25 protein-coding genes are annotated in these 23,923 nt (G+C 46.2%); 24 read left to right on the forward strand and 1 reads right to left on the reverse strand.

Translation table 11 applies throughout. The annotated features are described in order from the left end of the window. The first annotated feature begins 33 nt into the window (after positions 1-33). From ftsY to ACWGXJ_RS10030, 17 genes are all read left to right on the forward strand, one after another. Positions 34-1,050 carry a signal recognition particle-docking protein FtsY gene (ftsY, locus tag ACWGXJ_RS09950; protein ID WP_254349488.1) on the forward strand — a complete coding sequence of 339 codons (1,017 nt, stop codon included), beginning with the start codon at positions 34-36 and terminating at the stop codon, positions 1,048-1,050. 162 nt (positions 1,051-1,212) lie between these two features. Next, on the forward strand, positions 1,213-1,863 hold the full coding sequence (gene trhA / locus ACWGXJ_RS09955; protein WP_013309859.1) for a PAQR family membrane homeostasis protein TrhA: 651 nt from the start codon (positions 1,213-1,215) through the stop codon (positions 1,861-1,863). Positions 1,864-2,029: 166 nt separating this feature from the next. Next, complete coding sequence (locus tag ACWGXJ_RS09960) at positions 2,030-2,398, forward strand: putative DNA-binding protein (RefSeq protein WP_069291713.1); 369 nt, start codon at positions 2,030-2,032, stop codon at positions 2,396-2,398. Between the two features lie 51 nt (positions 2,399-2,449). Continuing rightward, positions 2,450-3,826, forward strand: coding sequence for a signal recognition particle protein (gene ffh / locus ACWGXJ_RS09965; RefSeq protein ID WP_254327919.1), 1,377 nt, complete (start codon positions 2,450-2,452; stop codon positions 3,824-3,826). 67 nt (positions 3,827-3,893) lie between these two features. Then, on the forward strand, positions 3,894-4,166 hold the full coding sequence (gene rpsP / locus ACWGXJ_RS09970) for a 30S ribosomal protein S16 (protein WP_013309862.1): 273 nt from the start codon (positions 3,894-3,896) through the stop codon (positions 4,164-4,166). A gap of 23 nt (positions 4,167-4,189) precedes the next feature. Next, complete coding sequence (locus ACWGXJ_RS09975) at positions 4,190-4,420, forward strand: KH domain-containing protein (protein ID WP_013309863.1); 231 nt, start codon at positions 4,190-4,192, stop codon at positions 4,418-4,420. A 97-nt stretch (positions 4,421-4,517) separates the two neighbouring features. Further along, positions 4,518-5,033: a ribosome maturation factor RimM gene (rimM, locus tag ACWGXJ_RS09980; protein WP_069291714.1), complete on the forward strand. Its 516-nt coding sequence runs from the start codon at positions 4,518-4,520 to the stop codon at positions 5,031-5,033. Further along, positions 5,033-5,851 (forward strand): tRNA (guanosine(37)-N1)-methyltransferase TrmD, encoded by an 819-nt coding sequence (trmD, locus tag ACWGXJ_RS09985; RefSeq protein ID WP_061832001.1) that lies wholly within the window; start codon positions 5,033-5,035, stop codon positions 5,849-5,851. Before rimM ends, trmD begins: the two co-directional genes overlap by 1 nt. A 224-nt stretch (positions 5,852-6,075) precedes the next feature. Then, complete coding sequence (gene rplS, locus ACWGXJ_RS09990) at positions 6,076-6,420, forward strand: 50S ribosomal protein L19 (protein WP_010346403.1); 345 nt, start codon at positions 6,076-6,078, stop codon at positions 6,418-6,420. 101 nt (positions 6,421-6,521) lie between these two features. After that, positions 6,522-7,148 carry a signal peptidase I gene (lepB, locus tag ACWGXJ_RS09995; protein ID WP_061832000.1) on the forward strand — a complete coding sequence of 209 codons (627 nt, stop codon included), beginning with the start codon at positions 6,522-6,524 and terminating at the stop codon, positions 7,146-7,148. Between the two features lie 86 nt (positions 7,149-7,234). Further along, positions 7,235-8,095, forward strand: a complete 861-nt coding sequence (gene ylqF, locus ACWGXJ_RS10000) for a ribosome biogenesis GTPase YlqF (RefSeq protein WP_023988173.1) — start codon at positions 7,235-7,237, stop codon at positions 8,093-8,095. Between the two features lie 209 nt (positions 8,096-8,304). Next, positions 8,305-8,952: a ribonuclease HII gene (locus ACWGXJ_RS10005; RefSeq protein ID WP_081330747.1), complete on the forward strand. Its 648-nt coding sequence runs from the start codon at positions 8,305-8,307 to the stop codon at positions 8,950-8,952. A gap of 89 nt (positions 8,953-9,041) precedes the next feature. Further along, on the forward strand, positions 9,042-11,183 hold the full coding sequence (locus ACWGXJ_RS10010; RefSeq protein WP_452566664.1) for a DNA ligase: 2,142 nt from the start codon (positions 9,042-9,044) through the stop codon (positions 11,181-11,183). Next, positions 11,180-11,479 carry an EscU/YscU/HrcU family type III secretion system export apparatus switch protein gene (locus tag ACWGXJ_RS10015; RefSeq protein WP_061831852.1) on the forward strand — a complete coding sequence of 100 codons (300 nt, stop codon included), beginning with the start codon at positions 11,180-11,182 and terminating at the stop codon, positions 11,477-11,479. The genes ACWGXJ_RS10010 and ACWGXJ_RS10015 overlap by 4 nt, the downstream gene beginning before the upstream one ends. Further along, the gene (locus ACWGXJ_RS10020; RefSeq protein ID WP_061831853.1) at positions 11,479-11,862 is read left to right on the forward strand and encodes a YraN family protein; all 384 of its coding nucleotides are present in this window, start codon (positions 11,479-11,481) and stop codon (positions 11,860-11,862) included. The genes ACWGXJ_RS10015 and ACWGXJ_RS10020 overlap by 1 nt, the downstream gene beginning before the upstream one ends. A gap of 155 nt (positions 11,863-12,017) precedes the next feature. After that, positions 12,018-12,569, forward strand: coding sequence for a nitroreductase family protein (locus ACWGXJ_RS10025; RefSeq protein ID WP_025723284.1), 552 nt, complete (start codon positions 12,018-12,020; stop codon positions 12,567-12,569). A 163-nt stretch (positions 12,570-12,732) separates the two neighbouring features. Further along, positions 12,733-14,352 carry a YifB family Mg chelatase-like AAA ATPase gene (locus tag ACWGXJ_RS10030; protein WP_452566665.1) on the forward strand — a complete coding sequence of 540 codons (1,620 nt, stop codon included), beginning with the start codon at positions 12,733-12,735 and terminating at the stop codon, positions 14,350-14,352. A 373-nt stretch (positions 14,353-14,725) separates the two neighbouring features. Here the strand turns inward: ACWGXJ_RS10030 and ACWGXJ_RS10035 are convergent, their stop codons facing one another. Further along, a complete protein-coding gene (locus tag ACWGXJ_RS10035; RefSeq protein WP_061831855.1) occupies positions 14,726-15,154 on the reverse strand; it encodes an organic hydroperoxide resistance protein in 429 nt (142 codons plus the stop codon). A gap of 147 nt (positions 15,155-15,301) precedes the next feature. On the opposite strand from ACWGXJ_RS10035, the gene ACWGXJ_RS10040 reads away from it, so the two are divergent. The 7 genes from ACWGXJ_RS10040 to hslV all read left to right on the forward strand — a co-directional run bounded on the left by ACWGXJ_RS10040 (position 15,302) and on the right by hslV (position 23,920). Continuing rightward, the gene (locus ACWGXJ_RS10040; protein ID WP_061831856.1) at positions 15,302-15,772 is read left to right on the forward strand and encodes a MarR family winged helix-turn-helix transcriptional regulator; all 471 of its coding nucleotides are present in this window, start codon (positions 15,302-15,304) and stop codon (positions 15,770-15,772) included. 337 nt (positions 15,773-16,109) lie between these two features. After that, complete coding sequence (gene sucC / locus ACWGXJ_RS10045) at positions 16,110-17,270, forward strand: ADP-forming succinate--CoA ligase subunit beta (RefSeq protein WP_053325253.1); 1,161 nt, start codon at positions 16,110-16,112, stop codon at positions 17,268-17,270. A 49-nt stretch (positions 17,271-17,319) separates the two neighbouring features. After that, positions 17,320-18,249: a succinate--CoA ligase subunit alpha gene (gene sucD / locus ACWGXJ_RS10050; RefSeq protein WP_025723280.1), complete on the forward strand. Its 930-nt coding sequence runs from the start codon at positions 17,320-17,322 to the stop codon at positions 18,247-18,249. A 227-nt stretch (positions 18,250-18,476) separates the two neighbouring features. After that, the gene (gene dprA / locus ACWGXJ_RS10055) at positions 18,477-19,595 is read left to right on the forward strand and encodes a DNA-processing protein DprA (protein WP_452566666.1); all 1,119 of its coding nucleotides are present in this window, start codon (positions 18,477-18,479) and stop codon (positions 19,593-19,595) included. 285 nt (positions 19,596-19,880) lie between these two features. Continuing rightward, complete coding sequence (gene topA, locus ACWGXJ_RS10060; RefSeq protein WP_452566667.1) at positions 19,881-21,983, forward strand: type I DNA topoisomerase; 2,103 nt, start codon at positions 19,881-19,883, stop codon at positions 21,981-21,983. Between the two features lie 27 nt (positions 21,984-22,010). Next, positions 22,011-23,351: an FADH(2)-oxidizing methylenetetrahydrofolate--tRNA-(uracil(54)-C(5))-methyltransferase TrmFO gene (gene trmFO / locus ACWGXJ_RS10065; RefSeq protein WP_061831860.1), complete on the forward strand. Its 1,341-nt coding sequence runs from the start codon at positions 22,011-22,013 to the stop codon at positions 23,349-23,351. A 26-nt stretch (positions 23,352-23,377) separates the two neighbouring features. Beyond that, on the forward strand, positions 23,378-23,920 hold the full coding sequence (gene hslV, locus ACWGXJ_RS10070) for an ATP-dependent protease subunit HslV (protein ID WP_013309881.1): 543 nt from the start codon (positions 23,378-23,380) through the stop codon (positions 23,918-23,920). Positions 23,921-23,923 lie beyond the last annotated feature (3 nt).

Raw genomic sequence — 23,923 nt, forward strand, 5'->3', positions numbered from 1 at the left:
AATAACATACTTTCAGACCAACGGAGGGAATCCATGAGTTTCTTTAGGAAATTGAAGGAAAGCATTGCAAACAAAACTGAATCTGTCACAAAACAGTTCAAAGATGGTTTGGAAAAAACACGTAAAGGTTTTGTTGAAAAAGTAACGGACTTGATGATTCGCCGTAAAAAGATTGATGAGGAATTTTATGAGGAACTGGAAGAAATTCTGATCGGAGCGGACGTAGGCGTCAACACGGTTATGAACCTCATTGAAGACCTGCGAGAAGAAGTGAAAAAGCGCAAAATTGAGGACGCATCGGAATTACAGCCTGTATTGTCGGAAAAGCTGTCCGAGTTGCTGCGGGGGAATGACAATAGTCAGCTCAAAATGAGCGCTGAAGGGATTACAGTCATTCTATTCGTGGGAGTCAATGGCGTCGGCAAAACGACAACCATTGGCAAGTTAGCTCACCGTTTTAAACAAGAGGGCAAAAAAGTATTGTTGGCTGCCGGAGATACGTTCCGGGCGGGTGCGATTGAACAGTTGGAGGTATGGGGCGAACGGGCAGGTGTAGAGGTTATTAAGCAGCAATCCGGTTCCGATCCGGCTGCGGTTATGTTTGATGCCGTACAGGCTGCCAAGCAGCGTCAAGTGGATGTTTTGTTGTGTGATACCGCTGGACGTCTTCAGAATAAAAGCAATCTGATGGAGGAACTGAACAAAATTTTCCGCGTGATCCAACGCGAAATTCCAGATGCTCCTCATGAAGTGTTGTTGGTACTTGATGCGACGACTGGACAAAATGCACTTAACCAAGCCAAGCTGTTTGGTGAGAAAAGCGGTGTAACCGGGCTGGTACTAACGAAGTTGGATGGTACAGCGAAGGGCGGGATTGTTGTGGCCATCCGTCAGGAGCTGAATTTGCCTGTTAAGCTGGTGGGCTTAGGTGAAAAAGTGAATGATCTTCAACCGTTTGATTCCGAGCAATTCGTTCATGCGTTGTTTGCGGGGTTGATTCAGGAAGAGACCGTCGAAGCAACTGCTGCAGACGAGGAAGAGCAAAACTGATACGTTTAAAGTAGGCTTTCATGCTACGTTTGGGACTAAGTAGCCATCCTGTTGCTGCTCAAGTTCGCCCGGATGTATAATGAAAGCAAGAGGTCTGTCGATGCCGTATATGTAATGTATGTTGTATGTAAAATATAAATAAGGAAGCCGGGTGAAAAACCGATGGCAAACACCTATACCTACTCCCGACGGGAAGAAGTAGCCAACGCCATTACACATGGAATTGGAGCCGTTTTAAGCGTGGCAGCGCTTGTGTTACTCATTGTTTTTGCTAGCTTGAAAGGAACCACTTGGCATGTCGTCAGCTTTACGATTTACGGGATTACGATGTTGCTGTTGTACACCAATTCAACGTTGCTTCATAGCCTGCGTGAAGGGAAAATGAAGGATTTGTTCGAAATATTCGATCATTCTTGCATTTACCTGTTCATTGCAGGTAGCTACACCCCGTTTATGCTCGTTGCACTGCGAGGTACTCTGGGATGGACACTGTTTGGAGTGATTTGGGGGATTGCACTGTTTGGTGTGTTGTTCAAGGCGTTCTTCACCAAGCGCTTCCTGTTTATGTCTACCGTGTTTTACATTGTGATGGGCTGGCTCATCACCATTGCCTGGAATCCTCTGGTTGCGACTGTTCCCGCCGGAGGGATGACGTTATTGTTCGTAGGTGGTCTTATGTATACGTTGGGCACGATTTTCTATGTGTGGCGGGCATTTCCATATCACCATGCGATCTGGCATCTGTTTGTTTTAGCAGGTAGCATACTTCATTTTCTGGCTGTTCTGCTGTATCTTACTCCAGTAAGGGTTTAAGTAAGAGTGGGCAAAAAGCCGATCCGTACTTCCGTTTGAGGGTAGTGGATCGGCTTTTTTTTGTATGACAAGGGATAACGCTTGACATCTTCTTTTCTTTTATGTATCATAAGGAACGTTGAAAAGAACTGTAAAGTGTTTTTCCTTGACGATGGAGGTATACAAGATGAGTCAGGAGAATCGGCTGGAAAAGACAAACCGGATTAACCGACTGTTTGACTTCTATGAACCTCTGCTTACAGAGAAGCAACAGATGTTTTTAAAATATTACTTCCATGATGATTTTTCTTTAGGGGAAATTGCATCGGAATTTCAAATTAGCCGTCAGGCAGTATATGAACATATTAAACGTGCTGAACAGGTATTGGAAATGTACGAGGAAAAGCTTGGTTTGCTAAGCAAGTATGAGCGTAGAATCCAAGATCTCGAAGAATTAAATAAGACGTTGTATGAGGCATTCGGTAAAATCGGTGAGTCCGATGAAGGCATTCTGCAACATGTTCATCAAATTGTAAATCGCCTGCAGGAACTGTAGGACATATAGATTAAGAACAAACAACCCTGGTAGACAAGGAGGTGCGAAAGTATGGCTTTTGAAGGATTATCGACTCGCTTGCAAAATGTATTCAGTAAACTGCGCGGTAAAGGAAAAGTGTCTGAGGAGGATGTAGCTCAGGCGATGCGTGAAGTACGATTAGCTTTGCTTGAGGCGGACGTTAACTTCAAGGTTGTAAAGGACTTTATTGCCAAGGTAAAGGAGAAATCCGTTGGTAAGGAAGTGATGGACAGCTTTACGCCAGGCATGGTCATCATCGACATCGTGAACAAAGAACTGACAGAGTTGATGGGTGGCAGTCAGGCAAAGCTTGCCAAAGCAAACAAACCGCCTACGGTCATTATGATGGTGGGTCTCCAGGGCGCAGGTAAGACGACGACGTCTGGTAAACTGGCGAAATTGCTGCAAAAGCAAAATCATCGTCCATTGCTTGTAGCTGGTGATATTTATAGACCAGCCGCGATCAAGCAGCTTCAGGTTCTTGGTGAGCAGATTAATACTCCTGTATTTACACTGGGAGATCAGACAAGCCCGGTAGAAATTGCAAAACAGGGTTTGCAGCATGCTAAGGATAATGGTAATGACTACGTTATTATAGATACTGCTGGTCGTCTTCATGTTGATGAAGAGCTCATGGAAGAGTTGCGCCAGATTCATACCAACGTCAACCCGGATGAAGTTCTACTGGTTGTAGATAGCATGACGGGGCAGGACGCGGTTAACGTTGCGGAGCACTTTAATAATAGCTTGGAGTTAACGGGAGTTGTACTGACGAAGCTGGATGGTGACACTCGTGGTGGTGCAGCTTTATCGGTCAAGGCTGTGACGGGATGTCCGATCAAGTTTGCTACATTGGGTGAAAAGCTGGATGCGATGGAGCCGTTTCATCCTGAACGGATGGCTTCACGGATTTTAGGCATGGGTGACATGTTGTCCCTGATTGAAAAAGCGCAGTCCAATATCGACGCCGATAAGGCGAAGGAAATGGAACGGAAAATGCGTAATGCCGAGTTTACTTTTGAAGATTTTCTGGAGCAAATGGATCAAGTTAAGAAGCTTGGCCCAATCGACCAGATTCTTGATATGATTCCCGGTATGGGCAACATGAAGCAAATGAAAGATATCAAAGTGGATGACAAACAGATGGGCCGGATTGAGGCTATCGTTCATTCTATGACCACACAGGAAAAGCAAAACCCAGACATGATTAATCATAGCCGACGCAAACGTATTTCTGTAGGCAGTGGAACATCGCTGGCTGAGGTAAATCGTCTGATAAAGCAATTTGACGAAATGCGTCGTATGATGAAGCAGTTCTCAGATATGATGGGACCTAAGGGTGGCAAAAACAAGGCTATGAAGCAGTTGAAGAGTATGGGTAAAGGTATGAAGTTTCCTTTCCGCTAAGGCCAATAGGCCCTTGGAATTATGGGATAACAATATACAGTCTACTTTTTGAAGGAGGTGAATTTTCGTGGCAGTTCGTATTCGTCTGAAACGTATGGGTGCACATAAAGCTCCTTTCTATCGCGTCGTGGTATCTGATTCTCGTTCCCCGCGTGACGGTCGTTTTATCGAAGAAATCGGTTACTACAACCCAATCACAGTACCAGCGGTTGTAAAAATTGATGAAGATAAAGCGCTGAAATGGTTGCAAGATGGTGCACAAGCATCCGACACAGTCCGTAACTTGCTTAGCAAAGCGGGCGTAATGAAAAAGTTTCATGAGTCTAAACTACAGAAATAAGGTGCTGATACGGAGGGTCAACCATGGAAGAATTAGTGATAATCATTGCTAAGGCTTTAGTCGATCATCCGGAAGATGTAACCGTGAAGACCTTGGAGAAGGATCGGCTTGTTGTATATGAGCTTAGTGTGCATCCTGAGGATGTAGGCAAAATCATTGGTAAGCAAGGTCGTATCGCCAAGGCGCTTCGCACTGTGGTTGCATCAGCAGCCGTTAAGATGGATAAACGGGTTACCGTAGACATCATATCTTAAAGATATACGAAAGTGGGTTAGGATGTATGTCCTAACCCTTTTTCGTACATGATGAAGATGATATGGAGCGGGACCGATTACAAGCAGGAGGAACACGATGCAACAATTGTTTAATGTCGGAAAAATTGTGAACACCCATGGAATCCGTGGGGAGCTTAAAATATTAACGACGACAGATTTCCCAGAGGATCGCTTTGCTAAAGGTAGTGAACTTTTGATTGTTCCGGCTGAAGGTAAAGCCCCGATTCCCGTAACTATTGAAACTGCGCGTTTTCAAAAAAATATGGTTGTCGCTAAATTTAAGGAATATCACAATATCAATGAAGTTGAAAAATATAAAGGTACTTTGTTGAAGGTATCTGCTGAGCGGTTAGGCGAATTGGAAGAAAATGAATTCTATTTTCATGAAGTAGTCGGCATGGAAGTGGTGACCGAAGACGGAAATGAGCTCGGCGTGGTCAAAGAAATTTTGACTCCGGGAGCCAATGATGTATGGGTAGTCAAAATGCCTAAAGGCAAGGAACTGCTATTGCCGTATATAGAGGATGTTATTTTGGATGTAAACGTGCGCGAAAAACGGGTTACGGTACGGTTGATGGAAGGTCTGCTGTAATGCGGGTAGATGTGCTGACCCTGTTTCCAGAGATGTTTGATGGAGTATTTAATGCAAGCATTCTGGGAAAAGCAAGGGATAAGGGAATTGTATCACTGCAAGCGGTTAATTTTCGTCAGTATGCCGGCAACAAGCATGGACAAGTGGATGATACGCCCTATGGCGGTGGGGGCGGCATGGTTTTGAAGCCTGACCCTATTTTTGCTGCCGTGGAAGCGCTGTTGGATAAATCTGAGGAATCAACATTAGAAACTGCCGATGAAGTTATTCAACATGAAGGGATAGAACGTAACACAGACATAAAATCTCCGCGTATCATTTTGATGTGTCCACAAGGCGAGACTTTTACGCAAAAGAAAGCGGAAGAGCTGGCCAAAGAGGACCATCTTATTTTTATATGTGGGCATTATGAGGGTTATGATGAGCGTATTCGAGAGCATTTGGTGACGGATGAGCTTTCTATCGGAGACTATGTGTTGACTGGTGGTGAGCTCCCAGCCATGGCCGTCATTGACAGTGTGACACGGTTACTACCAGGAGTGCTGGGGAACGAAACGAGTGCGGTAACGGACTCGTTTAGTACCGGGCTGCTGGAGTACCCCCATTATACCCGGCCTGCGGAGTTTCGGGGCTGGAAAGTTCCTGATGTACTCCTGTCAGGGCATCACGTCAATATTGATTCTTGGAGACGCCAAGAGGCGTTACGTCGCACGATGGAACGCCGACCAGACCTGTTGGAACAGGTTGAACTGACAGGCAAGGAGCGCGTGTGGGTTGAGGAGCAGCGCAAATCTGACTGTTTGGGGGATAAACAATAAAGCGTCTTAGGCATGAGTGGATTTGAAAGCAGGCAGTGACCTGTTTTATAATGGAGTCAATTAAATAATGTTTGGTCAAATCCCTTTTTGTTGTTGCAATGCGGTATCCTCCATGATACAATACATTTGTTGTGTGTAATACGGTGGTCCTCTGTGGATGATGAAGGAAACGGTTGTGTTTCCAGAAGAAGCATGAACACCTGTACGGAAGGAGGGAGTCATAGATGAATATCGTCCAAGCGATCACTGAAGAACAACTGCGTAAAGATTTGCCTAACTTTCGTCCTGGTGACACTTTGAAAGTGCACGTGAAAGTTATTGAGGGAACTCGTGAGCGTATCCAGTTGTTTGAAGGTGTTGTCATTAAACGCCGTGGTGGTGGAATCAGTGAGACTTTTACAGTTCGTAAAATTTCTTACGGTGTAGGTGTGGAAAGAACTTTCCCGCTTCATTCCCCAAAAATCGATAAAATCGACGTGGCTCGCCGTGGTAAAGTGCGTCGTGCGAAGCTTTATTATCTTCGTGAACTGCGCGGTAAAGCAGCGAGAATTAAAGAAATTCGTCGTTAATACAACGAATAACGAAAGGGGCTTGGTTACAAGCTCCTTTCGTTTTTTCTACGTACATAGGGAACTGTGGATTATTGACCGTAAAGAGAGGACAGTGAGCTATGGAGCAAGAAGTAGGACAAGGAGCTGTACAGCAGCCAACTGAACAGGATGGTACGCCCAAGCGTAAACCAAAAAATGAGATTTTTGAGTGGCTCAAGGCCATCATTATTGCGTTAGTGCTTGTCTTTTTAATCCGCTGGCTTCTCTTTAAGCCGTTTATTGTGGATGGCCCGTCGATGCAGCCTAACTTTCATACCGGAGAACGCGTCATTGTAAATGAGATTTTGTATGATTTCCGTGCCCCTAAACCAGGGGAAGTGATCGTGTTTCATGTGCCGGAGGAAGGAAGAGACTTTATCAAACGCGTCATTGCCGTTGAAGGAGATACGGTCAAGGTAGAAGGTGACACGATTACAGTAAATGGTAAGCCGATTCAGGAATCTTACTTGAAAGCTCCTTTAGAAGAAGCGCATCAAAATGGTGAGCTTTACAATAAGTTTACAAATTTTCCAAATGAGAAATTTAAGGATGGAAAAGTTCCGGCGGGGCATATTTTTGTAATGGGAGATAACCGTTCCAATAGTACAGACAGTCGGATGATTGGATATATTGATTTGAAGGAAGTTGTAGGTCGGGCTGACGTTATTTTCTGGCCGGCAAAAGATATGCAGTGGATTAACCACTAGAATAACTAATAAGCAGCATAGCTGCCGTAATCCTAACTAAGAGCCTAAGGGTAAAAGTAGGAGTTACGATCAATGGGGTGATGACGGTGACGATTCAATGGTTTCCTGGTCATATGACCAGAGCGCGCCGCCAAATTGAAGCAAAATTAAAGTTAATTGATTTGGTCATTGAGCTGATTGATGCTCGATTGCCGCTCTCTAGCCGAAATCCAATGATTGATGATATTTTGCAAGGCAAGCCGCGAATGATTATTTTGAATAAAGCAGATTTGGCGGACCCGGTAGTATCACAGCAATGGATTGCCTATTTTAAGGAGCAGGGGCATGTGGCCCTTCCGGTGGATGCCACAACTGGGACGGGACTAAAAGAAATTCCGATTCAGGCCAAGCTGCTGCTTAAGGAAAAGATAGATCGGCAGATTAGGAAGGGAATGAACCCGCGTCCTATGCGTGGGTTGATTGTTGGTATTCCGAATGTCGGCAAATCGACACTGATCAACCGAATGGCGGGACGTAATATTGCAGCTACGGGTGACCGTCCAGGGGTAACGAAGGCACAGCAGTGGATCAAGATTGGAGAAATTGAATTGCTGGATACACCAGGGATTCTATGGCCTAAATTTGAGGATCAGAATGTAGGCTATCGTCTGGCAGTTACAGGTGCGATCAAGGAAGAAATTCTGAATGTCGAGGATATTGCCTTTTTTGCGACTAAATATTTGGTTCAGTACTATTGGGACGCACTGGCAGAGCGCTTTGAGCTCACCGAACGTCCTGAAGATACAGAAAATCCTGATGAAATTGTCAACGTCATGGAAGCGATCGGACGTAAACGTGGCTGTATTGTTAGCGGCGGACGTGTGGATCTCGAAAAGGCGTCAAAAATCATTTTGCGTGAGTTGCGTGCAGGGAAGCTGGGACGGTTCAGTTTGGAAGCTCCTTACTGATTCTACTGGTACACCGATAGAGAACATAGCATTTTGTGGCAAGGAAGAACCTTCCCCATCTCTCCGGAGAGGAGGAAGGTTTTTTTGGTATTTGAAGGCAGTTAAAAAAGGGTTTTGGACGATGAAGGTCTGTGGTAAGCTGAATTCAATCGCTAGAGCTACGGCATGAATGACGCGTTAAACTACATATAGATGGGCAGGTATTGAATATGGAAGATAAAGAGAATGTAGTGAAGGACATGCTACATTATGAAAAAAAATGCTGGGAGCAGTCTTGTGAGCGGATTGCAGGTATTGACGAGGTAGGTCGTGGATGCCTGTTTGGTGATGTTGTGGCCGCAGCAGTCATTTTACCAGTGGGTGAGTTACTGGAAGGTGTGGATGATTCCAAAAAATTGACGGACAAGAAGAGAGAAGCATACTACGAGCTAATTATGGAAAAGGCCATTGCAGTAGGAGTTGGCTATGTAGACGCGCAGACGATTGATGATATCAATATTAAGCAAGCAGCTCGTTTGGCTATGAAGCAGGCTATTGAGGCTTTACATGTGTCTCCTGATTATTTACTGGTGGATGCAGAAAAGGTAGATGTGCCTATTCCTCAACTCTCAATTATTAAAGGAGATGCCAACAGTCAGTCTATTGCGGCGGCCTCTATCATCGCCAAGGTAACCCGTGATCGGCTGTGCAAAGGTGAATGGGATGCGAAGTATCCGGAATATGGGATCGGTATACATAAAGGTTACGCTACCAAGTTACACAGGGAACAAATTTTGGCGCTAGGACCTACAAAGATGCATAGACGCAGCTTTCTGGGCAATTTGTTGACGGAGCAACCGACGCTGTTTGATCTGTAGTTACTTATTATGAATCGGGATAATGCCGATATAAAGTATAACTAATACCAAAGCCCCTTTGAATGGGGGAGAGTGAGAGGAGGGGCGATATGAACATCGGATCTGTATTTCGTGGATTACTTGGAGATGTGAAGGCTGGAGAGGCTAAAAAACTTGATATGCAGCCAGGTCAGGTTGTACGAGGAGTCGTGCTAAAGGTGTCTGAGGACGGCAGCGAAGCTGTGTTGCAAATACAAGGTTCTCAGGTCAGGGCAAAGCTGGAGACCCCTCTTCAACCTGGACAGACTACAACGTTTCAGGTTCAACCAGCTTCCCCCAGCGGAATGACGGTGCTTAAGCCTCTGAACGATGTGGCCAATACACCACAGCAAACCGTAGCGCTGACAGATGTATTGGAATCGGTGGGACTGCCGGATACAGCTCAGAACAGGGATCTTATACAGGCAATGCAAAAGAACGGTGTGCCGTTGACATCGGAAAATGCTGCGTCTTTGCGAGAAGCTGTGGCGAAGCAAAGCGGCAATGTACAATTGGGAACGTTTGTACAGGCGGCGGCAGTTGCCTTTCAGCGGGGACTTCCATTGACGGCAGAAAGCATAAATGGATTGCGTCAAGCGATGTTTGGGCCTCCTTTAAATGATCTGTTGTCTTCGCTGGAGCAAGAGCTTGAAGCGGTATTAAAGCAGCAAGGACAGGGAATATCCACTGACCGTTCAGTGGGGGAATCAACAGCTATAAAGAGCGCTGATCGAATGCCTACTAGTCCAACAGGTGCTTCTTCCGTGGTGGTTGTAGATGGACAGGAAGGCCAAGCTCCCATACTGTCCAAGGATGCTTCTACCGCTGCAAAGCAGGCAGAAGCTGGACAAACCACAGGCGGCAAGGAATTGTTAAAAGGGACTCAAGCAGCCAACCTTGCTGCTGCAGTGAGTGAAGCGAGTGTTTTAGCAACAGATTCAGATACTGTGACGGGAGCTACATCTGCAGCCAAAGGGACTGCTCCAGGAGAAGCGGAGACAGTCAATGGACGCGGAGCGACAGTGGCATCGGAAGCTAGCGTGAATGCTCCAGAATCGGGTGCTGATGCATTAAACGGTCCTCGCACCAGAGTGGAGCAGTCACAGTCACAGCAAGCTACTGCGGCAAGCACACAGCTTAAGGATGCGGATGGTGCTCCAGCAACTGCCACGGCAGAGCCTACGGGGGCAAAGACAGCCTTAACCGCGGCCACGGCTGACCGTCCCACTGCACAGCAGGCTGGTGCCCCTGTGCCGCAATCTACAGCAGGTAACACTGCTGCGCCAGAGGTGCCGCTCCAGCGGCTGCGCACGTTGCTGCAAGAGCTACGCGCGGCGGTGCCGCCCGCACTGAGCACAGCTGCGCCGGAGCAGCCCGCAACGGAAGTGGCGCAGCCAATGGCTGGCGCCTCGCGGGCCGCAGACGCGGCTGCATCGCGGGCCGCAGACGCGGCTGCATCGCAGCCTGCGGCGTCCAGCCCGCAGCTCACCCCCACGGAGGACCCGTGGGTGGGCCGCGTACTGAAGCTGCTTGGTGCAGAGCACGAGCAGCAAGTACACCGCGCGACTACACAGGTCGCGCAAGGGGCGGCGGCACGTATGGAGCCGCCAGAGGGAATGCCCCAGACGCTGCCGGGATTAGCGGCTGCGTCTGGGGACACGGTGTCAGCAGACGCAGACACCGTAAAAGGGGCGCTGCTCCAGCTGATGAGCAGTGACGATCTGCCGCCCGCTTTGAAAGAGGCGGCTCAGCAGGTTGTACAGCACCTGACAGGTCAGCAGTTGCTGCTCAACACAGACCGAACGGCGCCTTTTGCCCAAGTACACATGTTTATACCGTTCGTTGGACCGGACGGTCGTGAAACAGCTACGATCCAGATTCAGTCCCGCCGCGGCAAACGTGGAGAGCTGGACGCCTCCAACTGTCGTCTTTGGTTTGATTTGGACATGAAGGGACTTGGAGCGACCCTGGTAGATGTCCAGGTTGTAGATCGGATTGTAAGTGTTAAGCTCCATAATGATCATGAATGGGCGGCTTCGTTGTTAACCAGTGGGCGTGAGTCCATTCACACAGCGTTGGAGTCACTAGGATACCAACTTCTATCGCTTCGTACCGAGCCTATGCCCATAAGGACTGAACAGAACAGTCTCGCCTCTTCTGAAGTACAAAGCTATGTGCCTCAGCCGTATAAAGGAGTCGATCTTAAAATATGAAAGAGCCGTTGGAACCTCCTTCTCCTTCCATAAAGAAGGCGGTCGCCCTTAAATATACGCCTGGTGAGAGCGAAGCACCGATTGTCGTTGCCAAAGGGAGCGGCCGTATTGCGGATAGCATTTTAGAAAAAGCTAAAGAACATGGTGTTCCAGTACAGGAGGATGCCGCGCTGGTTGAAGTACTATCCAAACTCGATTTGGACGAACAAATTCCTGCTGAGCTCTATCAGTTGGTGGCAGAGGTGCTTACCTATATATATCAAATGGATAGGCTTGCATCAAAGGATGACTGGTGATGTCGAATGAAATGAAGGCTGGAGGCAAGGATCAACGGAAAGCCAAAGGAGCGATGGGCGAAGAGGCAGCGGCTTTGTTTTTAGAAAACTTGGGTTACCGTATCATAGAGCGTAATTGGCGATGCCGCAGTGGTGAAATAGATCTGATTGCCAAGCAGGAGCATACACTCGTGTTTATTGAGGTACGTAGTCGAAGTAGCTCCAAGTATGGAACGCCAGCAGAATCAGTTACTGCGCGTAAAATAGCCCAAGTTCGCCAAACAGCCGCTGTATATTTGCACATGAACGGGATTGGAGAAGCTCCAATCCGCTTTGACATGATTTCTGTACAATTAACTGACGAAAAGGCAGTTGTTACGGACCATTTAATAGGCGCATTTTAAACGAGTAAGAGCTTATTCAAAGGTAAGAGTGCGGGACTGAATTCATATGTGCAGGTTGACAGGAAGGAAAGCTACAGGTATATTTTATTGAGAATAGTTATCATTTTCATCTTAAAATGAATATCTAGAAGTTGTACCTGTGAAGGAGGATTTACGTGACAAAGCATACCTTTAGTGAACATGTCATAGATGTAATTCAGGAACGCCGGACGATTAAACGATTTAAATCCGACTCCATTCCGGTAGATACGATCAAAGAACTGCTGGACGTCGCTGTGTGGGCTCCTAATCATAAAATGCGTGAACCGTGGCGTTTTCTGTTGTTTGCTGGTGAAGGACGGAAAAAGCTTGCAAAAGCAATTGCAGCCGATATTGGTAAGGACAACAAGTTTGAGAGCGGCATTTTGCACAACCCGATCCAGCTTTTAGTAGTATTGGAAGAAGACCCGCGTCAAGCGGTTTGGGATGAGGATTTTGCAGCGGTCAGCGCGCTTGTACAAAACTTTATGCTTGCCGCATGGAGCAAAGGAATCGGAACGTTTTGGGTGACAAAGCCATTTTTGTATTCGCCTAAGTTCCGTGAGCACTTGGGAATTCAACCGGGTGAGAAGGTAATAGGAATGATATATGCAGGCTATCCTGACGTTATCCCGGAATCAAGACCACGTACTCCGGCAGCCGATAAGCTGACCTTGTTTGACAAATAATCTGTCGTCAGGTAAACTTAGTCAAGAATTTTGAAAGCATGGTTCGGAGCTAAGATTTCGAACATCACATTTGCAAAGAATGAAAATTTGGAAGCACCTTTTTTCATATATGCAATGATTCCCGATAGGGAGCATTCCAATATGAGGAGAGGTGCTTTTTGATATGTATGGAAAATTACACGGAGCTTGTTTGTATGGAATAGATGGTGTTCTGATTGAAGTTGAGACTGATTTGTCCAATGGCTTGCCTCAGACAGCGATTATAGGATTGCCGGATTCGGCGATTCGAGAGGCAGTGGAGCGTGTCAGAGCAGCAATCAAAAACTGTGGCTTTAAATATCCGTCTCAGCGTGTCACGATTAATTTAGCTCCTGCTGATTTGCGTAAGGAAGGTTCATCTTTTGACCTTGCTATCGCTTTAGGGTTGCTGACAACCAGTGAACAGGTCGTTTTACCCGTGGGAGAACGGACGCTGTTTATTGGCGAGCTGGCGCTGGATGGCAGTATTCGCCCCGTGAATGGGGTACTGTCCATGGTTGATCTGGCCAAGCGAGAAGGATTCAACTCCGTGCTGCTTCCCCAGGAAAACGCAAGCGAGGCTCGTCTGATTACGGGTATACGTATTTACGCTATACGGCATCTAGCAGATCTTATTCCGATTGAAGATCGTGCACAAGGCACTGTTGATAGCCAAGCGACAAATCAGAGTTGTGCTGCCAGTAAACAAGTCATGATCTGTTCCTATGACCATTTACCTCAGGCAGAGCATATACCGTTGTGTGAAAAAGAAGGGATAACTAGCAACATGGAGGATTACAGCGATGTGTTGGGTCAGCTACACGCCAAGCGTGCGTTAGTCATCGCTGCAGCCGGAATGCATAATATCCTGCTTATGGGAACGCCGGGGGCTGGGAAAACAATGCTCATCCGCAGATTGCCATCTATCCTTCCGCCTTTGACTGAAAAGGAGGCGCTTGAAGTCACCAAAGTATACAGCGCTGCCGGGAAGTGGAAGGAGTCATCGCCTCATCTGATGAATATTCGTCCCTTCCGTTCGCCTCATCATACGATCTCTGCTGCTGGTTTGGTGGGTGGGGGAGGTATACCCAAACCAGGAGAAATCAGTCTTGCACACCGGGGGATTTTATTTCTGGATGAGTTGCCTGAGTTTAGCCGTCATGTACTAGAAGTGCTGCGTCAACCTTTGGAAGACCACAATGTTACGATCAGTCGTTCACGTGCTGTTTTTAAGTATCCGGCGCATTTTTTACTTGCTGCCTCTTTAAATCCGTGTCACTGTGGCTTTTTCGGAAATGACACGGAACATCAGCGCTGTACCTGTTCACCTGCAGCAGTAGCCCGCTACCGTTCACGTATTTCTGGTCCACTGCTGGATCGGATCGATCTTCAGCTTGAAGTATCGCAGCCGAAGGATTGGCGGGAGGAAAAAGAATCATTGTCGTCCGCTGAAATGCGAAGGCAGGTGCTTGCTGCTCAAGCGATACAAATCCACAGATACAGCAAGCTTCCCTTTTCATGGAATAGTGAGCTGTCTGGTCAGATGCTTCGTAAATATGCCGTATTAGAAAAAAATGCAGCAGAGTTGCTTGACCAGACAATGGACGCACTCGGTTTAAGCATGCGCGCGTATGATCGAATTCTCAAGCTTTCGCGTACCATTGCAGACTTACATGACTCAGAAAAAATTTCGACTTCACATGTGGCTGAAGCTATTCAATACCGCCATATGGATAGAGCAAATGCCAGTTTTCACGAAAGTTAAAAAGGCGATAAATTAGTAGCTATAACACGATCATTTTTATGAAAGAGTTTTCCAAAGCGTATGTACAATAGAAAATGGAAAAAAGGACAAAAAAAGCTCCAGACAATAAAGATCTGGAGAAGAAAAAAAGATTATGACAATAGTGATTATACTATGAGTATATCAATTTTGTATATACGATTATACATCATCTCCCATGTTACTTGATGGAAAAAAACAAACATTCTTTAACGAAGGAATAGCTGAAAGGATAATAAGCCCCTCGACAAAAAACGGTTGAGGGACTTGTTGTAAGATTCATTCTAACGAATACTATTGAATTCATGAAGAGAGATGGAGATGGGCCCCCTACATATGCTAAAGAAAATCTAAGTTACAAAACGTTCAGTTTCACTTCAATATTACCGCGGGTAGCGCGAGAGTATGGACATTGTTCATGTGCGCCTTCCACCAGTTTTACTGCAGTTTCATGATCGACGCCTTTTACCAGTACGTCGAGATTTACTCCGATTCCGAAGCCGCCGTCTTCCACTTTGCCGAAATGGACCGTAGCTGTTACTTCAGTACCTTCATGCTTAATACGTTGCATGCGAGCAACCATATTTAAGGCACTGTCAAAGCAAGCGGAATAGCCTGCTGCGAACAATTGCTCTGGATTCGTACCTGCACCGCCTGCGCCGCCCATTTCTTTTGGGGTATCAATATCTAAACGGAGTTCAGGGGAAGAAGACTCGATATAACCGTTACGTCCACCAACCGCTTTTACTGTTGTTTCATACATTTTTTGTTGAATGGTCATCATAATCCAATCACTGCCTCTCGCTCAATTTATATTTTACACAATTTAATTTATCAAAATAATTATTGTTTGTAAAGTATTTTGTGCAATTAGCATGTATTTTATTATATAATGTGCTAAAATAATGACGAAAGTAGGTGATCAGACAGCATGAAAGACAATCCTAATGAAGGTACAGCGTTGAAACTTGATAATCAGTTATGCTTTGCCATATATGCATGCTCCAGAGAGATTACGAAGCTATACCAGCCTTATCTGGAAAAGCTCGGTGTGACGTACTCGCAATATTTGGTACTTATCGTGCTCTGGGAGCGTGAAGAGTGTACAGTGAAGGAATTGGGTGAGGCACTATATTTGGACTCCGGCACACTAACTCCGCTATTGAAGAGATTGCAGAACGCCGGGCTTATCGATCGAAAGCGTTCCACTCAGGATGAGCGTAAGGTGCTGATTTCTTTGACGACAGAGGGAAGCGCATTACGGGAAAAAGCTCTGTCCGTACCAGGATGCATCCAGGAAAAAACAAGTATGACTCATGATCAATTTGGGTCGCTTCTGCTCCAGTTCAATGATCTGCTCGATCGTGTTCATCAAGCTAATGTACAAATTGAAAAATCATAAGGTGTTTTCAGTTGCTCTTGCGAATCTTATGGCATGAGTTGTTCTCAGCTGAAAGAAAAATACCTAATCATGCTTGAAGAATTAAAGTGCCTCTTAATGTGGATTAGGTAATCCCATGTTGTAGAGGTGCTTTTTTTGTGTGAATTTGTATTAAGAGAAATATCCAATAATATCCAAACATTCGATTTTGGGAATGATAATGATATCAAAATACTGTAATTCATGAGGTTAAATTATAAGGAAAGCGTTTTAAAAACATGTTACAATGATGTAGGTTTAGTATAGATTTCCTTGTGAACCGCCCTTGTTGCAGTCATGTTGATAGGAGGATTCCAGAATGAATATCCATGAATATCAGGGTAAAGAAGTATTGAAGCAGTACGGAGTGGCTGTACCGAACGGTAAGGTTGCCTATACGGTGGAGGAAGCCGTTGCTGCGGCAGAATCGCTTGGAAGCGCTGTTACGGTGGTAAAGGCACAAATTCATGCTGGTGGACGCGGTAAAGCGGGTGGCGTGAAAGTTGCCAAAGGTCTGGATGAGGTGCGGACTTTTGCTTCTGAAATTTTGGGTAAGGTGCTGGTGACGCATCAGACCGGACCTGAAGGTAAAGAGGTTAAACGCCTTTTGGTTGAGGAAGGCTGCGATATTCGTAAAGAATATTACGTCGGCGTTGTCGTAGATCGTGCGACTGGACGTATCGTAATGATGGCCTCAGAAGAAGGCGGTACGGAAATCGAAGAGGTGGCTGCAGCCACTCCGGAGAAGATTTTTAAAGCGGTTGTTGATCCAGCGATTGGGCTTCAGGTGTATCAGGCACGTAAGTTGGCGTATGACATTAATATCCCAAATGAACTGGTAAACAAAGCGGTCAAGTTTATGCTGGCACTATACGAAGCTTTTGTGGACAAGGACTGTTCGATTGCAGAAATCAATCCCTTAGTCGTTACGGGTGATGGGAATGTACTGGCGTTGGATGCCAAACTGAATTTTGATTCTAATGCGTTGTTCCGTCACAAGGATATTTTGGAATTGCGTGATTTGGATGAAGAGGACGAGAAGGAAATTGAGGCATCTAAATACGATCTAAGCTATATCGCTCTGGACGGAAATATTGGCTGTATGGTCAATGGTGCGGGCTTGGCGATGGCAACCATGGATATTATCAAATATTACGGTGGCGATCCGGCCAACTTCCTGGACGTAGGGGGCGGTGCGACGACGGAAAAGGTAACCGAAGCGTTCAAAATCATTTTGTCCGATCCGAAGGTAGAAGGTATTTTCGTGAACATTTTCGGCGGAATTATGCAGTGTGACATCATTGCGAACGGCGTCGTGGAGGCTGCCAAACAGTTGGGGCTGACTCGTCCGCTTGTTGTCCGTCTTGAAGGGACAAATGTTGAGCTCGGCAAACAGATTTTAGCGGAATCCGGTTTGAATATCGTAGCAGCGGATTCCATGGCGGATGGCGCCCAAAAAATCGTCGAACTTGTTCAATAGCCTGTTTGCATTCCGATATGCCGAATAAACGATAGGGGATGTGAAGATCGTGAGTATTTTGGTCGATAAGCATACAAAGGTGATTACACAGGGGATTACGGGAAAAACGGCGTTGTTTCATGCCAAGGGTGCACTTGATTACGGTACACAAATGGTAGGTGGCACCTCTCCAGGTAAGGGGGGCACCGAGGTAGAAATTACACTGGAGAACGGACAACAGGTCAAATTGCCAGTGTTTAACACCGTAAGCGAAGCCAAGGAAGCTACTGGCGCAACAGCGAGCGTGATTTACGTGCCACCGGCTTTTGCAGCAGATTCCATTTTGGAGGCTGTAGATGCGGAACTAGATCTCGTGATTTGTATCACGGAGGGCATTCCGGTGCTTGATATGATCAGAGTCAAACGTTTTATGGAAGGTAAAAAGACCGTTCTGATTGGCCCTAACTGCCCAGGCGTTATTACGCCAGGAGAATGTAAAATCGGTATTATGCCAGGTTACATTCATCTACCAGGTCATGTAGGTGTTGTGTCACGTAGTGGTACTTTGACCTATGAAGCAGTGCATCAGTTAACGACCCGAGGTATAGGACAATCTTCCGCGGTTGGTATTGGCGGTGACCCCGTTAAAGGTTCAGAATTCATTGACATTTTGCAACGTTTCAATGAGGACCCCAACACTCACGCTGTCATTATGATCGGAGAAATTGGGGGTACAGCCGAGGAAGAGGCTGCCGAGTGGATCAGGGACAATATGACGAAGCCAGTAGTTGGTTTTATCGGCGGTGTGACCGCGCCTCCGGGCAAACGGATGGGGCATGCAGGCGCCATTATTTCTGGTGGAAAAGGAACGGCCAAAGAGAAAATTGCCACGCTTGAAGCCTGCGGGATCAAGGTGGCACCGACTCCTTCCGAAATGGGCTCGACACTGGTAAGTGTGCTGGAAGCACGTGGTATTTTGAATTTGTGTACGACACATTAAATCGTGTTTCTTCATTAATATACAAGCCATAAAACTGCATCGAAATTTGCCGCAGGCTAGTGTATAATGAAAGAAAGGTAAGCAACCTTTTTATCTTCTGAAACAGGGGATGAAAAGGTTGCTTTTTTTGCGTTAAGACAGGCTTGTCAGGGAAACGCTTGCAAAATGATTCATTGTGCCACAAAATAAGGGAGGGTTCACTCTTCCGTGAATGGGGGAACCATAGTTTGGAAGAAAGATGGCTTTTGTTAGGCTTGCATGAGTTAGAGGGAATCGGAAGAAAAACAATTCAGCGTATTTGGTCGAGTGACTATCGATTGCATGAGCTACTGCATTTTAGCGAACAAAAGTGGATTGAGATAGGGTTAAGCCCTGCTCAGGCACGAATTGCGGCTCAGTGTTACGATGAAGAATGGGTGCATGAACGATATCAGCGAGTTCTATCCGGTGATATTGGAACGGTAACTTATGTGGACGAGGATTATCCCCTATTAATGAAGGAAACAGTTGACCCACCATGGGTAATGTATACAAAAGGGGATAAATCACTTTTGCATACATGTTCTGTAGCCATGGTAGGAACTCGCGTTCCTACCGCTTATGGACGTAGAGCAGCGGAGATACTAACAGAGGGATTATGTAATGCAGGGATTACAATCGTTAGCGGATTGGCGAGAGGAATTGACAGTATTTGTCACGAAACAGCCCTGCGCCGGGGAGGAAACACGATTGGTGTACTGGGAACAGCGATTGATCAAATTTATCCTCCCCAAAATGCGTCTTTATTTGCAGAGATGGCTAGCAAAGGCTTGATCGTATCGGAATATCCTCCAGGCACGAGGTCACATCCAGGAATGTTTCCACAACGTAATCGGATTATAGCTGGTCTAACGAAGGGAACGCTCGTCGTCGAAGCAGATGCAAGAAGCGGCTCCTTGATTACAGCTGATGCTGCGCTAGAGGCAAATCGAGATGTGTTTGCTGTTCCCGGACCCATTACGTCACCGAAGAGTAGAGGCACGCTGAGCTTGATTAAGCAAGGAGCCAAAACAGTCACTGAAGCTTCGGATATTATTGAGGAGTATGAAGCAGATTTGCGTACAAGGGAGGTTTCTTCATACAATAGAGAGCAGAGTCTTAATCTGAAGGAGGCCTCCAAAGTGCCAGAAAGTGAGACTTCTGAGGAAAACCGTGTCATACTGTTGCTCGAACAGGGAACCATGACACTGGATGAACTGCTTGATGCTACGGCATGGGATTTTGGACTTTTACACGCAGTTCTGTTATCGTTAATCATAAAAAAAAGGATCGCCCAGCTAGCGGGCACAAAATACAAGCTTATTTAGTAGTTGTTTTTGCAAAGTCCTTAGTTAGTAAATGCACAAATTCAATTTTAAACATCAGGTGGAGGGCAGTATGGCATTCATCCGCGTCGCGGATTCCTACTCCTTCCCCACTTCCTGAAATGTGTTGACATTATGACTCGCAGTAGCGGAGCAGATGGAATCTTTCTGAACAAGCACAGCCATCTGGAAAAATGACCAATCTGTGAAGCGCTCTCCGCGTCATAACTCACCACATTTCAGGAAGTCTATCATATTCATGTGTGTAATTGAGAGGAGGAAGAGCCTATGGCGGATTCACTCGTCATCGTGGAATCGCCTTCCAAGGCGAAGACGATCGGCAAATACTTAGGCAGCAAATATATCGTCAAGGCTTCCATGGGTCATATCAGGGATTTACCAAAGAGTCAGATCGGCGTAGAGGTCGAAAATGATTTTAATCCCAAATACATTACCATTCGAGGTAAAGGCTCAATTCTAAAAGAATTAAAGGATGCCCGAAAAAAAGTAAAAAAAGTATATCTGGCGGCTGACCCGGATCGCGAAGGTGAGGCTATTGCCTGGCATCTGGCACATGCGCTGGAATTGGACGATACAGCAGATTGCCGTGTTGTATTTAATGAAATTACGAAGCAGGCTGTCAAAGATGCTTTTAAAACACCCCGTAAAATCAATATGGATTTGGTTAATGCTCAGCAGGCACGACGGATACTGGATCGACTTGTTGGCTATAAAATCAGCCCGTTGCTCTGGAAAAAGGTAAAAAAGGGTCTATCCGCTGGGCGGGTGCAGTCGGTTGCGGTGAAAATTATTTTGGACCGGGAAAACGAGATTAATGAGTTTGTACCGGAAGAATACTGGACGATTACAGCTAAACTAGCTATTAAAGACAGTACCTTTGAAGCGAAATTTCATAAGCTGCGCGGTGAAAAGAAAGAGCTCTCCAGCGAAGCGGATGTAAAAGAAGTGTTGGAAGCTATCGGAAAATCGTCTTACAAGGTGCTCGATGTGAAAGAGAAAGAGCGCTTACGCAATCCTTCTCCTCCATTCACAACAAGTTCCTTGCAGCAGGAGGCGGCTCGGAAGCTCAACTTCCGTGCATCTAAAACGATGTCTGTAGCTCAGCAGCTATATGAGGGTGTGGATTTAGGAAAAGAAGGGACCGTGGGTCTGATTACGTATATGCGTACGGATTCCACACGGATCGCCGCTTCAGCTCAAGAGGAAGCGAAAGAATTAATTATTCAAAAATATGGCGAAGCTTTTGTACCTGAAACTCCTCGTCAATATTCAAAAAAAGCGGCCAACGCCCAGGATGCGCATGAAGCGATTCGCCCAACCTCTGCGTTACGCGATCCGGAAACAGTTAAGCCGTTTATGAGTCGGGATCAGTTCCGTTTGTACAAATTGGTATGGGAACGTTTCATGGCCAGCCAGATGGCATCTGCTATTATGGATACTTTGTCCGTAGATATTGAAGCGGGTGAGACGATATTCCGGGCAGCAGGTTCTAAGGTTCGTTTTCCAGGTTTCATGAAAGTGTATGTAGAGGGAAATGACGATGGTAAAACCGAAGAAGATAAACTGCTGCCACCACTTCAACCAGGCGATAAATTAAAAAAAGAAGCAGTTGAGCCGAAGCAGCATTTTACACAACCGCCTCCCCGTTATACGGAAGCGCGACTTGTGAAGACGCTGGAAGAACTGGGTATAGGACGTCCAAGTACGTATGCACCAACGCTGGAAACCATTCAGAAACGTGGGTACGTTGCTATTGAAGAAAAGAAATTTTTCCCTACAGAGCTGGGCGAATTGGTCATCGAACAGATGGAGGAGTTCTTTCCAGAGATACTGAATGTGGAGTTTACAGCTAATATGGAAGGTGATCTTGACCACGTCGAAGAAGGCGAAGGTAATTGGGTCAAGGTGTTGAGTGACTTTTACGAGTCATTCGAGAAGCGACTTGAAGTGGCTGAAGAAGAAATGAAAGAAATTGAAATAAAAGATGAAGTATCCGATGTCATTTGTGATAAGTGTGGCAGCCAAATGGTGTATAAGCTTGGCCGATTTGGTAAATTCCTGGCCTGTTCTGCTTTTCCAGATTGTCGTAACACAAAGCCAATTGTTAAGGATATCGGGATTAATTGTCCTACATGCGGTGAGGGCCATGTCGTCGAACGACGGAGTAAAAAGGGACGTATCTTCTATGGATGTGACCGCTACCCGGAATGTGATTTTGTTTCCTGGGATAAACCGTCCATTAAGCCTTGCCCAAGTTGCAATAGCCTAATGGTCGAAAAACGTACAAAACAAGGAACGAAGCTCAACTGTACGGTCTGCGATCACAGCGAAATGCTGGAAGAGAGCGATGAGGGCGTAGAGACTTCTTAAGAACAACAATAGCAGGGGGATTTAAACGTGAGTGAACTACAAAAGGTAACGGTCATTGGAGCAGGTTTGGCGGGCAGCGAAGCTGCCTGGCAAATTGCAAGCCGTGGAGTGCCAGTCAAGTTATATGAAATGCGGCCGGTCGTAAAAACACCAGCACATCATACAGATAAATTTGCCGAATTGGTATGCAGTAATTCCTTGCGAGCAAACGGCCTAACGAATGCAGTAGGTGTACTGAAGGAAGAGATGAGAATACTAAACTCCTTGATTCTTAGTGCAGCAGATCGTCATGCTGTTCCGGCTGGCGGTGCATTGGCAGTGGATCGTGACGGATTTTCCGGTCATATTACTGAGACGCTTCATCAACATCCTTTGATCGAGGTTGTTAATGAAGAGCTTCAGGAAATCCCACAGGACGGTATTGTGGTTATTGCGACGGGGCCTTTAACTTCTCCGGCTTTGTCGGAACAGATTAAATCACTGATGGGAGAGGAGTATTTCTATTTTTACGATGCGGCAGCTCCGATTGTAGAAAAGGACTCTATCGACATGAGCAAGGTTTATCTGGCTTCCCGTTATGATAAGGGAGAAGCAGCGTACTTGAATTGTCCGATGAACGAAGCGGAATTTGATGCTTTTTATGAGGCTCTGATTACGGCTGAGGTAGCGCAAGTCAAGGAATTCGAAAAAGAAATTTATTTCGAAGGCTGTATGCCCATCGAAGTGATGATGCAACGTGGGAAACAAACGGCATTGTTCGGACCGATGAAACCTGTGGGTCTCGTAAATCCACATACAGGTGAACTGCCCCACGCAGTTGTTCAGCTTCGCCAGGACAACGCCGCAGGAACGCTGTATAATCTGGTTGGTTTCCAGACTCACCTCAAATGGGGGGAGCAAAAGCGTGTGTTTTCAATGATTCCGGGTCTTGAAGAGGCAGAGTTTGTACGTTACGGTGTGATGCATCGCAATACCTTTATTAATTCTCCGCAGCAACTTCATCCAACTTATCAGTTTAAGGGAAGAAGTAATCTATTCTTCGCCGGACAAATGACCGGTGTAGAGGGATATGTGGAGTCAGCGGCTTCTGGTCTGCTGGCCGGGATGAATGCGGCACGAGCAGCGCGTGGACAGGAAATGTTTGTATTTCCTGCGGAAACGACATTAGGTAGCATGGCACGGTATATTACGACCGCTGATTTTAAGCATTTTCAACCGATGAATGCAAACTTTGGTTTGCTTCCAAAGTTGGAGAAACGGATTCGTAACAAAAAGGAAAAAAATGAAGCTCTCGCTAATCGCGCGTTGGAAAGTTTGCGTGGTTATATCAACGAAACGGGAGTTATGTCAGCTGAAGTACAGGCATAAGGATGAAGGAAAAGGAGGAGCGCGTTATGGATATGTCCTTTCATGCTACCACCATCTGCGCTGTACGCCACAATGGCAAAGGAGCTATTGCGGGTGATGGACAGGTAACGTTCGGCAACAGTGTTGTGATGAAGCAGACGGCTAAAAAAGTGCGCAGATTGTATCGAGGTCAGGTCGTTGCAGGATTTGCGGGTTCAGTGGCCGATGCTATCACGTTATTTGAAAAGTTTGAAAATAAGCTGGAGGAACACCACGGAAATCTTCAAAGAGCAGCCGTGGAACTTGCCAAGGACTGGCGACAGGATCGTATCCTGCGCAAGCTGGAAGCGCTCATGATTGTGATGGACTCATCCGGAATGTTGCTCATTTCTGGAGGCGGCGAAATTATAGAGCCGGATGATGATGTGCTTGCGATTGGCTCAGGTGGTAATTTTGCATTGGCGGCTGCCCGTGCTTTCAAACGCCATGGCTCTGGCATGGAAGCAAAGGACATGGCACGGGAAGCGCTAGAGGTTGCTTCGGAAATATGTGTGTATACAAACAATCAGATTATCGTGGAAGAACTGTAAATC

This window comes from Paenibacillus sp. S33 (genome assembly GCF_053615415.1).

Excerpts from the sequence above, each read along its gene's own strand:
- ftsY (WP_254349488.1), top strand. The coding sequence starts at position 34 with ATGAGTTTCTTTAGGAAATTGAAGGAAAGCATTGCAAACAAAACTGAA.
- trhA (WP_013309859.1), top strand. The coding sequence starts at position 1,213 with ATGGCAAACACCTATACCTACTCCCGACGGGAAGAAGTAGCCAACGCC.
- ACWGXJ_RS09960 (WP_069291713.1), top strand. The coding sequence starts at position 2,030 with ATGAGTCAGGAGAATCGGCTGGAAAAGACAAACCGGATTAACCGACTG.
- ffh (WP_254327919.1), top strand. The coding sequence starts at position 2,450 with ATGGCTTTTGAAGGATTATCGACTCGCTTGCAAAATGTATTCAGTAAA.
- ACWGXJ_RS09975 (WP_013309863.1), top strand. The coding sequence starts at position 4,190 with ATGGAAGAATTAGTGATAATCATTGCTAAGGCTTTAGTCGATCATCCG.
- rimM (WP_069291714.1), top strand. The coding sequence starts at position 4,518 with ATGCAACAATTGTTTAATGTCGGAAAAATTGTGAACACCCATGGAATC.
- trmD (WP_061832001.1), top strand. The coding sequence starts at position 5,033 with ATGCGGGTAGATGTGCTGACCCTGTTTCCAGAGATGTTTGATGGAGTA.
- rplS (WP_010346403.1), top strand. The coding sequence starts at position 6,076 with ATGAATATCGTCCAAGCGATCACTGAAGAACAACTGCGTAAAGATTTG.
- lepB (WP_061832000.1), top strand. The coding sequence starts at position 6,522 with ATGGAGCAAGAAGTAGGACAAGGAGCTGTACAGCAGCCAACTGAACAG.
- ACWGXJ_RS10005 (WP_081330747.1), top strand. The coding sequence starts at position 8,305 with ATGGAAGATAAAGAGAATGTAGTGAAGGACATGCTACATTATGAAAAA.
- ACWGXJ_RS10010 (WP_452566664.1), top strand. The coding sequence starts at position 9,042 with ATGAACATCGGATCTGTATTTCGTGGATTACTTGGAGATGTGAAGGCT.
- ACWGXJ_RS10015 (WP_061831852.1), top strand. The coding sequence starts at position 11,180 with ATGAAAGAGCCGTTGGAACCTCCTTCTCCTTCCATAAAGAAGGCGGTC.
- ACWGXJ_RS10020 (WP_061831853.1), top strand. The coding sequence starts at position 11,479 with ATGTCGAATGAAATGAAGGCTGGAGGCAAGGATCAACGGAAAGCCAAA.
- ACWGXJ_RS10030 (WP_452566665.1), top strand. The coding sequence starts at position 12,733 with ATGTATGGAAAATTACACGGAGCTTGTTTGTATGGAATAGATGGTGTT.
- ACWGXJ_RS10035 (WP_061831855.1), bottom strand. The coding sequence starts at position 15,154 with ATGATGACCATTCAACAAAAAATGTATGAAACAACAGTAAAAGCGGTT.
- ACWGXJ_RS10040 (WP_061831856.1), top strand. The coding sequence starts at position 15,302 with ATGAAAGACAATCCTAATGAAGGTACAGCGTTGAAACTTGATAATCAG.
- sucC (WP_053325253.1), top strand. The coding sequence starts at position 16,110 with ATGAATATCCATGAATATCAGGGTAAAGAAGTATTGAAGCAGTACGGA.
- topA (WP_452566667.1), top strand. The coding sequence starts at position 19,881 with ATGGCGGATTCACTCGTCATCGTGGAATCGCCTTCCAAGGCGAAGACG.
- hslV (WP_013309881.1), top strand. The coding sequence starts at position 23,378 with ATGGATATGTCCTTTCATGCTACCACCATCTGCGCTGTACGCCACAAT.